The following is a 12217-nucleotide window of genomic DNA, read 5'->3' as shown; positions in this document are numbered from 1 at the left end:
TTATTCGGCTTTGTTTTTTGCCTTAAACCGTGGTTTCCGGTTTCTGTTCCGGCTGTTGTTCTTGTTGGGGTTCGACTCATTCGACGTGCCATTTTCCTGCACGTTTTTGTTTCTCATCTCCTGCTGGTTGTTTCGGGGACCACGGTTGTTTCCGCGGCGTTCCTTACTTTTATTGCGCGTCTTTTTCTTGTCGAAACGATCGAGTTCTCCGTCCAGCGTTACTTCCATCTGGCTCGATTCTTTTACTTTCTTACCGAGCAGGTCAACCTCGGGCTGTATGCCCCGTTTGTTTTGTTGAATGATGTCTTTGACCTGTTTCAGAGAAAGGTTGAAAGTGGTTCCCATACTTCCTGCAAGTGCATACCAAATCTCTTTTTTCAGGTAATCGGTTTTGAACGGTTTGGCCACGCCTTTGGCCAGTTCCAGGTCGAGCAGTTCTCTTGGAAACTCATTCCCGGCTTCCACATAAGCATCCAGTTCGTATAGCAGGCAGCATTTCAGTTTTCCGCAGGCGCCGGCCATTTTTTGTGCCGACGGCGATAAACCCTGTCTCAATGCTGCTTCGGATGAGATACTTGAAAAATCGGTACGCCAGCTCGAGCAACACAGTTCGCGGCCACACGATCCGATTCCACCAACCAGTCCGGCTTCCTGGCGTGCGCCAATCTGCTTCATCTCGATTTTAATGCGGAAATCGCGTGCGAAAATTTTGATAAGCTCGCGAAAGTCAACCCGTCCTTCGGCGATGTAATAAAATATGGCTTTTTTGTTGTCGCCTCTGTATTCCACATCACCAATTTTCATGTCCAGGCCCAGCTCTGCTGCTGCCTGCCGTGCCTTGATCATGGTTTCCTTCTCGCGGCCGCGGGCTTCTTTTAACTTCTCGATATCCGATTCGGTAGCCTTCCTGTAAACCGGATTCAAGGTATATCTTGAAGGGTTTTTAATCCGAAGTTTAAATTGTTTCTCCGCCAGATAACCGGTTAAAGTTACTTCGCCCACATCGTGTCCGGGAGAAGTGGCTACCACCACTTTATCGCCCCTTTTTACAGGCAGGCGGTCTATGTTTTTAAAATACTCCTTCCGGGTAGTTTTAAATTTGACTTCAACAATATCTGATTTATCTGAGGTGTCCGGCAGATCGCTCAGCCAGTCGTATCCTTTTACTGTATTGGTCGAATCGTTGTTTAATGAACATCCGTTACAACTCATATATCCTCTCCACTTTTTCTTTCAGCCTGTTATCCTGCACTTTCAAAATCAGTTGCATGATACGCTCACTGAAAATATTTGGGTACAAAGATTGAAAAAAGAATTGAATATCGTAATTTAAATACCGTCTAAATTAATACCTATAAGTATGAATATGTTTGAAATCCTTTCTACGATTAATGTTTGGGCGGTTTTAGTGGCTGCCTTTAGCGCTTTTATTGTGGGCTGGCTTTGGTACGGATTGTTGTTTGGGAAACTGTGGATGAAGCTAAATGGTTTCACCGAAGAAATGTTACGCGACGGTAAAGGAATGGCTATGCCGTTGGTGATGATCATCAACTACATTGCCACTGTTTTGGCAGCTTTTGCCATTGCAATGTTTATTGGCAGCGCAGCCGACATGCACTTTGGTATTTTTGCCGGCTTTATGATTGCTCTGTTCTGGATCGGCACCAGTCGCCTGAATGATGTCTTGTACGAACGGCAACCGTTTAAACTTTACCTCATTAACCTGGGGTACACCCTTGTAATCTACATCATTATGGGGGCAGTACTCGGTGCCTGGCATTGATTGACCGGCATGAGTTTGGTGGGCAGAATGCAAAAGTGTTCTGCTTTTTTTGTTCCTTTATTCTGCCGTATTGTTGAAAAAAATCTTTGAACAATCTGGCCCTGGATTTCCTTTCCGTAGCTAAACTTTTATCTTTGTTTCGCTTAAAACAAATTGATTTGACAGGACAGAAAAAATACGTGGAAACACCTTTGATGAAACAGTATTACGACATCAAAGAGAAACATCCGGAAGCAATTTTGTTGTTTCGGGTAGGCGATTTCTACGAGACATTTGGCGAAGACGCTATAAAGGCTTCCGAAATACTGGGGATAACACTTACACGCAGGGCCAACGGAGCTGCCAGTTATGTGGAACTGGCCGGATTTCCATATCATGCACTCGACACCTACTTGCCGAAGTTGGTGCGGGCAGGGCAGCGGGTGGCCATTTGCGAGCAGCTCGAAGATCCCAAGCTTACCAAAAAGATTGTAAAAAGGGGGATCACCGAACTGGTGACACCCGGTGTTTCCATAAACGACAATATTCTCGAAAACAGGGAAAACAACTTTCTGGCATCGGTTCATTTTGATAAAAAACGCGCAGGGGTAGCTTTTCTCGATATTTCAACCGGTGAATTTTTGGCAGCCGAAGGGACGCATGAATACGTCGATAAACTGCTGACTTCATTCCAGCCCAAAGAGGTGCTTTTTCAACGCGGACGGGGAAACGATTTTCAGACGCTGTTTGGATCGAAATACTACACCTTCAACATGGAAGATTGGGTGTATACCAGGGATGCTGCCAACGATCGCTTAACCCGTCATTTTGAAACCAGCTCGCTAAAGGGATTTGGTGTGCAGACTTTGCAGCTCGCGGTAATTGCTGCAGGGGCGGTGTTGCATTATCTCGACCTCACCCAGCATCAGCATTTAAGTCATATCTCGGGTTTGAGTAGGATTGAGGAGGAACACTACGTTTGGCTCGACCGTTTTACCATTCGAAACCTGGAGCTTTTCTCTCCGCTTCACGATGGAGGAAAATCATTGATTGAGGTGATCGATAAAACCATTTCCCCCATGGGCGCCCGTTTGCTCAGGCGTTGGATGGCATTGCCATTAAAAGACGTTGGCCCAATCACCGAGCGTCTGGAAGTGGTAGAGACGTTTATGAAAAATCCGGATGTAAAAGAAAACCTGGAGGAACATTTGCGGCAGATTGGTGATTTGGAGCGGCTGATTTCAAAAGTAGCTGTCGGACGGATTAACCCGAGGGAAGTGGTTCAGGTAATGAATGCGCTGAATGCTATTGGTCCCATAAAAGAGGCCTGTGCAGTGGTTGATAATCCGGCATTAAACCGCTTTGCCGAACAGTTGAATACCTGTAACCTGATTCGGGAACGGATTCAGAAAGAAATTGCTGGCGATCCGCCAACGGCGATCAATAAAGGAAAAGTAATTGCTGATGGTGTCTCGGAAGAATTGGATGATTTGCGTTTATTGGCTTATTCAGGGAAAGATTACTTGCTGAAAATTCAGCAGCGCGAAGGTGAAAGAACCGGCATTACTTCGCTGAAGGTTGCCTTTAATAATGTGTTTGGTTATTATATCGAAGTACGGAATACGCACAAGGATAAAGTTCCGCCAGAGTGGATCCGTAAACAAACGCTGGTGAATGCCGAACGTTACATCACCGAAGAACTAAAGGAATACGAATCAAAGATTCTGGGAGCGGAAGAAAAAATACAGGTACTCGAGACCCGGTTGTTTAACGATTTGGTGATGGCTTTGTCGGAATACATTTCGGCTATTCAGCTAAACTCGAATATCCTGGCCCGAATCGATTGCTTGTTGTCGTATGCCACGTGTGCGGTTCAATATAAATATTTCCGTCCCGAGGTGAACGAAGCTACCGATATCGATATTCGAAATGGCCGGCATCCGGTTATTGAACATCAGTTGCCGATAGGGGAGTCATACATTGCGAACGATGTAAAGCTCGATCAGGACGATCAGCAGATTATTATTATTACCGGGCCCAACATGGCGGGTAAATCGGCTTTGCTGCGGCAAACAGCCCTGATTGTTTTACTGGCACAAATGGGAAGTTTTGTACCGGCAGAAGTGGCAAAAATCGGTTTTGTCGACAAAATATTTACGCGGGTGGGCGCGTCAGACAATATTTCGCTGGGCGAATCAACCTTTATGGTGGAAATGAATGAGGCCGCCAGTATTCTGAACAACGTATCGAACCGTAGCCTGATTTTGTTTGACGAATTGGGGCGCGGAACTTCTACCTATGATGGTATTTCCATCGCGTGGTCGATTGTCGAGCATCTGCACGAACATTCGTATGCAAAAGCGAAAACACTTTTTGCCACGCACTATCACGAGTTAAACGAAATGGAGGGCGCTTTTCCGCGGGTGAAGAACTACAATGTTTCGATTAAAGAGGTAGCGAATAAGGTGATTTTTCTCCGGAAACTGGTTCGCGGAGGCAGTAATCACAGTTTTGGTATTCATGTGGCCGCCATGGCAGGGATGCCAAAATCGGTAATAAAACGGGCCGAACAGATATTAACGAAGCTGGAAGGCGGAAAAGAAAAAGAAAATTTGGCGAAACCTTTGGAAGAGATCGGTGAAAAAAGAGAAGGACTTCAGTTGAGCTTTTTTCAGCTCGACGATCCTGTATTAAAGCAGGTTAGAGACGAGATAGCAGGGTTGGATGTAAATAATCTGACGCCACTCGAAGCCTTGAATAAACTGAATGAAATAAAGAAATTAACCGGAATCAAATAAAGCTGTGCATTTATATTTTGCGAGATTAAAAAATAGCAATATATTTGCAACGCTTTTTAAAAACGTTCTTTAATACATGCGAGAATAGCTCAGTTGGTAGAGCACGACCTTGCCAAGGTCGGGGTCGCGGGTTCGAGTCCCGTTTCTCGCTCATAACAGAAGGGAAGGAAATGTCTATCCCTAATCCGAAAAGAGGATTGGGACGTCACCTGCCCGTTCGTTCAAGATCATAAGGATGCCCGGATGGTGGAATGGTAGACACGTTGGACTTAAAATCCAATGATCATTATGATCGTGGGGGTTCAAGTCCCCCTCCGGGTACCAAATGCGAGAATAGCTCAGTTGGTAGAGCACGACCTTGCCAAGGTCGGGGTCGCGGGTTCGAGTCCCGTTTCTCGCTCGAAAAAAAGCTTCACAAGAAATTGTGGAGCTTTTTTTATGGTCTTTGGCAGCTGTCATTGCCGGATGCAGTGTGAGGTAATGCATAGAAAATCATCGGTTTATTATGAAGTGCATATGTCGTTGTTTTTGATGTTTGACGTTTTATAGTAACTTTATGTTGAGCAGATGTAGTCAATAAGTGTGAGCTTTTGCTTTAATTTGCGGATAGCTAAAAAATTTTACGTCAGGCTATGAAGAGGTCAAAAGTAACAATTAAGGAGATGGCAGAAAGGCTTAAGGTTTCTCCGTCTACCATTTCAAGGGCTCTGCAAAATCATCCCAGTATCGGAAAGAAGATGACCCAGGAGGTGCATAAACTCGCAGAAAAATTGGGATATTACCCGAATTCACTTGCTGCCAATCTCCGAAGAAACAAAACCAACCTGATCGGTGTAATTATTCCCCGGATTGACCGGCATTTTCAGTCGTCGGCCATTAGTGGTATTGAAGAAGTGGCGAGTAAAGCCGGGTATTATGTTGTTATTTTCCAATCCAACAATTCCTACGAAAGAGAAAAAGAGAATGCACGCATGTTAATGAGTAGCCAGGCCGATGGAGTAATTGCCTGTTTGGCGATGGAAACCAATAACTACGATCATTTGCTTGCGTTTAAAAACAATAATGTTCCGTTGGTATTTTTCGACAGGGTATGTTACGAGCTTGAAACCCACAAAGTGGTTATTGATGATTTTGGAGCAGCGATGAAAGCAACCGAGCACCTGATTTCGATCGGATGCAAGCGAATTGCGCATGTGGCCGGAAACCAGCAAATCGCTATTTTCAGAGATCGCCTGCGGGGTTATCAGGAGGCTTTGCGAAGGAACAACCTTGCGCAGGAAGATGAATTGATTTACTATACCGAAGACTTGAGTGGCAAGGAAGGAGCCTTAGCCGCCCGAAGGTTCCTGGAGATGCCATCTCGTCCCGACGGAGTTTTTTGTTCAAACGATACCAGTGCCATCAGTGTTATTCAGGAAGTCAAAAGAACTGGATGCAAAGTCCCAGATGATATGGCAGTGGTTGGTTTTAGTAATACACCCGTGTCGTTGATTGTAGAGCCGGCACTCACAACTATCGACGACCATGCGTTTGAAATGGGGCAGGCAGCTGCCCGAATGGTGATTCGTCAGATTGAACAACCTCAGGAGGATATTGCATCGGAAACCATTATTATTCGAAACGATTTGGTGGTGAGGGAGTCGACCTTAAAACAGAAGCTTACCGCAGATTGAAACCGGAACTTGATTTTTGGGACATTTTTTTTGATAGCTGGAAACAAACGTTTGTCTGTTAGTAATTCTCAATTTTTTAAGGGGCTCTATAAAAAACTTTAATAGAAACATATTTGGAAGACAAACGTTTGCGTAGTTCGTTTTGTTTTTTATTTTTGTTGATTATTAGAAGAGTGCCAGAGCGCTGTAATTTTCTGTGCTATGAAAAGATTCATGATAATTGTGCTTATACCGATCGGAGTAGCGTTTGCTTTCCTTCTTTTTCGCGGTGCCGGTATTGCCGGAAAAGCCGGTCAGAATCTGGCAGGATCATTCTTTCGCGCCGGTGAGATTAAGATCACAGAACAAGATACTGCACCTCGGCTTCCGGATTCGGTTTTTTGCCCTCCTGAAAAATATGCAGAGGCGTATGGTGAATTGCGTTCTCCTCTTGAATTTTATGATGGTACTCCGGTAAAAACAACTACTGACTGGAGCAACCGCAGAAACGAAATACTTACTCGCTGGCATGGGATGATGGGAGAGTGGCCGGCGATCATTAAAAATCAGGAACCAGAGTATTTGGAGACAACTCGGCGCGAAAATTTCACGCAACATCACATTCGTTTTTACTGGACACCCAACGAGAAAACAGATGCCTATCTGCTGGTGCCGGATGGCGAAGGGCTAAAGCCTGCGGTAATTACGGTTTATTATGAGCCCGAGACGGCTATCGGAGCCGAAGGAGCGAAGCCTTACCGCGATTTTGCCAATCAACTTACGCAGCGCGGTTTTGTTACCTTGTCGTTGGGAACGCGCGAGGCATCAAAAGCCAATAACTTTTCGCTGTATTATCCTTCAATTGAGAATGCACAGGTTCAGCCGTTGTCGATGTTGGGCTATGCCGCAGCCAATGCCTGGAATGTGTTAGCCCGGGTTGAAGGCGTTGATTCTACCCGGATTGGAATTGTGGGACATTCGTTTGGCGGAAAGTGGGCCATGTTTGCATCGTGTTTGTACGAGAAGTTTGCCTGTGCCGTTTGGTCCGATCCCGGGATTGTTTTCGAAGAATCGCGTGAGTCTGTAAATTACTGGGAGCCCTGGTATCTGGGTTATCATCCCAAACCGTGGAGAAAAAGGGGAATGATTACGGAAGATAATCCGGCCAGGGGACTTTATCCGAAACTTAGAACGGAGGGATATAATCTGACGGAACTGCACGCTTTGATGGCTCCGCGACCCTTCCTGGTATCGGGAGGTTCGGAAGACCCGCCCGAACGCTGGGTGGCATTAAATCATGCCGTGAAAGTGAATGCATTACTCGGATATAACGGGAGAGTGGGCATGACCAACCGGCCGGAACATGCTCCGAATAAAGAATCGAATAAGCAGATATATGCGTTTTTTAGCTATTTTTTGAAGCGCAAGAACAAACTGGAAGGACAATAAATATAAAACCATAAAAAAGATATTATGACTAAAAGATTGATTTCGATGAAAGTAGGCGTATTGCTGATAGTAATGGCCTTTTTGAGCAGTTTTAGCATCGCGCAGCCGGTGTTGAAAGGGAAACGGGTAGGAATTATTGGCCTGGATACCTCACACAGTATTGCTTTTACAAAGGCGATGAATGACCCATCGGCCGGAGATACTTTTCTGAATTATAAAGTGGTGGCGGCTTATCCGCAGGGAAGTTTGGATATTAAGTCGGCAGTCGACCGGATTGAAGGCTATACTCAGCAAATGAAGCAACTTGATGTGGAGATCGTAGGTTCTGTTGAAGAATTACTTACCAAAGTGGACGTGGTGCTGTTGGAAACAAACGATGGTCGCCGTCACCTGGAGCAGGCGTTGCCGGTACTGGCTGCCGGGAAACGCATGTTTATTGATAAACCGATGGCCGCATCGTTAAGCGATGCAATGGCAATTTTTAGCGCAGCAGAACACTATAATCTTCCTGTTTTTTCGGCTTCGTCGCTTCGTTACATTGTTAAGATGGATGAAGTTGCCAGCGGAAGTATCGGTAAAGTGCTAGGCGCCGAAACATACAGCCCCTGTAAACTGGAAGCTACACATCCCGATTTCTTTTGGTACGGAATTCACGGGGTAGAAACTTTGTTTACCGCAATGGGAACCGGTTGTGAAACGGTAGTGCGTATTAACACGCCGGATACTGATGTGACAGTGGGAACCTGGGCTGGCGGAAGAATTGGCTCGTTTCGCGGAATTCGTAGCGGAAAAGATGGATACGGTGGTGTTGTTTACGGAGAGAAAGGCATTCTTTCATTAGGTTCTTACAACGGATATACTCCTTTGCTGGATAAAATTGTACATTTTTTTGAAACAGGAGAAGTGCCGGTAATAAAAGAAGAAACGCTGGAAATATTGGCCTTCATGGAAGCTGCCGATCTAAGTAAGAAAAAAGGGGGAGTCCCGGTTTCAATTGCCGATGTGATGAAAAAGGCAGAGAAAGAGAGCAAAAAGAAAATCAAATTATAACAATCAAACGAAAAATTATGGAAAACAATAGAAGAACCTTTATAAAAACAGCAGCACTTGGAACTGCAGCTTTATCATTTGGCGGAATTTTGCCAGGAATGGCTGCAAAAAGCTACCGGAACATTTTAGGAGCCAACGATAGGATTAATGTGGGCTCAATTGGAGTTAACTCCAGGGGATTGGCATTGGCAAAAAACTTTGCAATGCAGGAAAATTGTAATTTAATCTCGGTTTCGGATGTCGACAGCAGAGCTGCAGAACGCTGTGTTGGAGAGGTTTCAGCAGTATCAGCGAGTCGTCCTAAAATCTATGGCGATTTCAGGAAAGCATTAGAGGATAAAGACCTTGATGCGATGGTTATTGCAACACCCGACCACTGGCATGCACCGGCAGCTTTGCTCGCCATGAAAGCCGGCAAAGAGGTTTACCTGGAGAAACCCTGTAGTCACAGTCCTGCAGAGGGAGAAATGCTGGTGGAAGCTGCTGCTCGTTACGGCAGGGTTTTGCAGATGGGAAATCAGCGTCGTTCGTGGCCTAACGTGATTAAAGGAATCGAGGAAATTAAAGCTGGATCCATCGGGAAACCCTATTTTGGGAAAAGCTGGTATACCAATACCCGTGCATCAATTGGAGTTGGACAAAATGTAGCTGTTCCTGACTGGTTGAACTGGGAGCTGTGGCAAGGACCGGCTCCGCGTACAGCGTTTAAAGATAATTTTGTACATTATAACTGGCACTGGTTCTGGCGCTGGGGTACCGGAGAAGCATTAAATAACGGAACACACATGGTCGACTTGCTGCGCTGGGGAATGGAAGTGAATTACCCCGTTCGTGTAAGCTCAAACGGAGGAAGATACCATTATCAGGACGACTGGGAAACGCCCGATACACAAGTAATCAGTATGGATTTTGAAGAAGGCTTTACCATGACCTGGGAGGGGCGCAGCTGCAACGGCAGCCCTATTGAAGGTTCGTCGGTTGGTGCCATGTTTTACGGCGATAAAGGTTCTTTACTGATTACCGGAGGAAACGGATACACCCTTTTCGACAATGCCGGGAAAGAACTTAAAAAAGTAGAAGACAAAGCTAAAATTGATCCGCGTAATGCCGCCAGCCCTGCTCAGCAGTTGGATGCTTTGCACATTCAAAACTTTTTTAACGGCATTTTAAAAGGAGAAAAACTTAGATCGGATATTGATTCAGGACACAAAAGTACTCTCCTGGTGCAGTTGGGAAATATTGCTCAGCGTGTAGGCCGTTCTTTGGACATTGATCCGACTAACGGACATATCATAAAAGACAAGGAAGCCAGCAAACTGTGGACACGTGAGTATGAAAAAGGCTGGGAAATGAAATTGTAGTACCCTTGATTTACTTTTTCGATGCTTAACATGAAAAATACTTATACCCGTTGGCAACTGCTTTTTCTGATGGCCTTGCGATTTCTGATCGGATGGCACCTGTTGTACGAAGGGATTGCAAAACTGTTGAATCCACAATGGTCATCCATCGGATTTTTAAAAGAATCGCAGTGGATTTTATCCGGATTTGCGAAATGGGTGATCAGCGATCCGTCGATCCTGAGTGCGGTTGATTTCCTGAATACCTGGGGGCTGATTGCCATCGGGCTGGGGCTTATTCTGGGGATGTTTTTCAGAGTTGCTGCACTGTCCGGATTTGTGCTATTGGTGGTGTATTACTTCAATTGTCCGCCATTGGTGGGTATCGAATACTCGTTGCCGGCCGATGGGAACAACCTGATTGTCAATAAAACGCTGATCGAGGCTTTTGCACTGGCTGTACTCGCCTTTTTCCCAACTTCCAGAATTTTGGGAATGGATGCACTGATGGCGGGATGGAAAAAAAAGAAGGAGGAGAAATAAGATGAGTGATAAAAAAACGGATCAGGGACCTTCGTTACGCGAAAATCTTGGAATTAACCGGGATATGAAACGGAGAACTGTTTTGAAAGCGATGGCCGGATTGCCTGTTTTGGGCTTGTTTGGAATCGGCTTACTCAATAAGCGGGAGTACGATCTTTCTAAAAAGAATTCCATTATAAAAGAGTTGGGCCTGGATTCGCTGGAGCTTCCAAAATCAGATTACGGACAAACGAAACCGCAGGGCGACTTAATCCGGGTCGGATTTATCGGCTTTGGCACGCGTGCCCGGCAATTATCGCGTGCGCTCGGTTTTATTCATCCCGAGGATATGAAATCGTGGCAGCAAAGAAATTTGCTTAACGACTGGTTGCAACAGGAGTATTTGAATGTAGCCATCACAGGCATTTGCGATGTTTTCGATAACCATGCCGAAGACGGACTGGCTACTGCCGAAAACTATACGCGCCCGGGAGGCAACAGCGCTCCCAAATTACCGGTAAAACGCTATCGCACCTACCACGAAATGCTGGCCGACAAAGACATTGATGCCGTGATTGTGGCGACGCCCGATCACCATCATGCCCGCATTTCGATTGATGCGGCAAAAGCCGGAAAACACATTTATTGCGAGAAAAGTGTGGCGCTTCACGAAGACGAGCTCAACGAGTTGTACGCCACCGTAAAAAACAGCGCGGTTGTTTTTCAGCTCGGTCATCAAATTCCGCAAAGTGTGGTCTTTCAGCAAGCCAAAGAAATTGTCAAAAAGAATATTCTTGGCAAAATTACCCTGATCGAAACCACATCGAACCGGAATTCGGCAAACGGCGCCTGGGTGAGGCATCTCGATGCCAAAGGAAACCTGAAACCCGGCAGCGAATCAAGCATCGACTGGAAACAGTGGCTTGGCGAAGCGCCCGAGGTGCCCTTTAGTGTGGAACGTTTTTACAACTGGACTCAATGGTTTGATTACGATACTGGCATGATCGGGCAATTGTTTACCCACGAATTTGATGCGGTAAATCAGCTGCTACGTGTGGGTATTCCAAAATCAGTGGTTTCGTCAGGCGGGGTGTACTTCTGGAAAGACGGCCGCGAAATGCCCGATTCGCTGAATTGTGTTTTTGAATATCCGAAACATGACCTTACGCTGATGTACAGCGGAAACCTGGCATCGAGTCGCAGCCGCGGACGGGTTTTTATGGGGCACGATGCCTCGATGGAACTCGGAAGCAATGTCATCATTCATGCCGATTCGGGATCGACACGTTACAAAGAGCAAATAAAATCGGGGGCGATCGATACCGGCTCGCCACTTTTAACTTACAATCCGGCTTCACAGCAAATTGATGCAGTGAGTTCGGCTTCTGAGAAATATTATGCTTCGCGCGGACTTACAACAACCACTCTTAACGGGAGAAATGTTGATGTAACGCACCTTCACCTGAGAGAGTGGCTGGGTTGTATTCGAAACGGCGGAACAACCAGCGCCAATATCGACATGGCTTTTGAAGAAGGTATTACCTGTATTATGGCTCACCGCGCTTATGTTGAAAAACGATGCGTGGAGTGGGACGAAGTAAATAAAAAGATTATCTAAACTCTCTTATTGCGAGTCAATAAGAA

The 12217-nt window shown here is 45.7% G+C and carries 9 protein-coding genes and 3 tRNA genes; 11 read left to right on the top strand and 1 reads right to left on the bottom strand.

Annotation, left to right across the window (positions count from 1 at the left end):
- Positions 1-1212 (bottom strand): regulatory iron-sulfur-containing complex subunit RicT, encoded by a 1212-nt coding sequence (ricT, locus tag MR764_RS07155; RefSeq protein WP_247978722.1) that lies wholly within the window; start codon positions 1210-1212, stop codon positions 1-3.
- Positions 1213-1360: 148 nt separating this feature from the next.
- Here ricT and MR764_RS07150 point away from each other — a divergent pair, with 148 nt between their 5' ends.
- The 11 genes from MR764_RS07150 to MR764_RS07100 all read left to right on the top strand — a co-directional run bounded on the left by MR764_RS07150 (position 1361) and on the right by MR764_RS07100 (position 12191).
- Complete coding sequence (locus MR764_RS07150; RefSeq protein ID WP_247978721.1) at positions 1361-1783, top strand: DUF1761 domain-containing protein; 423 nt, start codon at positions 1361-1363, stop codon at positions 1781-1783.
- Positions 1784-1941: 158 nt separating this feature from the next.
- Complete coding sequence (gene mutS / locus MR764_RS07145) at positions 1942-4560, top strand: DNA mismatch repair protein MutS (RefSeq protein ID WP_247978720.1); 2619 nt, start codon at positions 1942-1944, stop codon at positions 4558-4560.
- Positions 4561-4638: 78 nt separating this feature from the next.
- Positions 4639-4711: transfer RNA gene (locus tag MR764_RS07140), tRNA-Gly, on the top strand.
- An 86-nt stretch (positions 4712-4797) separates the two neighbouring features.
- Positions 4798-4884, top strand: a tRNA-Leu gene (locus MR764_RS07135).
- Positions 4885-4887: 3 nt separating this feature from the next.
- A tRNA-Gly gene (locus MR764_RS07130) sits at positions 4888-4960 on the top strand.
- Between the two features lie 217 nt (positions 4961-5177).
- Positions 5178-6233: a LacI family DNA-binding transcriptional regulator gene (locus MR764_RS07125; RefSeq protein WP_348773074.1), complete on the top strand. Its 1056-nt coding sequence runs from the start codon at positions 5178-5180 to the stop codon at positions 6231-6233.
- 201 nt (positions 6234-6434) lie between these two features.
- Positions 6435-7661 (top strand): acyl-CoA thioester hydrolase/BAAT C-terminal domain-containing protein, encoded by a 1227-nt coding sequence (locus MR764_RS07120; protein ID WP_247978718.1) that lies wholly within the window; start codon positions 6435-6437, stop codon positions 7659-7661.
- Positions 7662-7685: 24 nt separating this feature from the next.
- Complete coding sequence (locus tag MR764_RS07115) at positions 7686-8711, top strand: Gfo/Idh/MocA family oxidoreductase (RefSeq protein ID WP_247978717.1); 1026 nt, start codon at positions 7686-7688, stop codon at positions 8709-8711.
- Between the two features lie 17 nt (positions 8712-8728).
- Positions 8729-10072, top strand: coding sequence for a Gfo/Idh/MocA family oxidoreductase (locus tag MR764_RS07110; protein ID WP_247978716.1), 1344 nt, complete (start codon positions 8729-8731; stop codon positions 10070-10072).
- 30 nt (positions 10073-10102) lie between these two features.
- Positions 10103-10594, top strand: coding sequence for a DoxX family membrane protein (locus MR764_RS07105; RefSeq protein ID WP_247978715.1), 492 nt, complete (start codon positions 10103-10105; stop codon positions 10592-10594).
- Position 10595: 1 nt separating this feature from the next.
- Entirely contained in the window at positions 10596-12191 is a 1596-nt protein-coding gene (locus tag MR764_RS07100; protein ID WP_247978714.1) for a Gfo/Idh/MocA family oxidoreductase, read from the top strand.
- Positions 12192-12217 lie beyond the last annotated feature (26 nt).

It is taken from the genome of Maribellus sp. YY47 (genome assembly GCF_023111095.1).
Classification (GTDB): Bacteria; Bacteroidota; Bacteroidia; order Bacteroidales; family Prolixibacteraceae; genus Draconibacterium.
The sequence above is the reverse complement of the archived record's forward strand: the minus strand, read 5'-3'. Positions and strand labels throughout refer to the sequence as shown.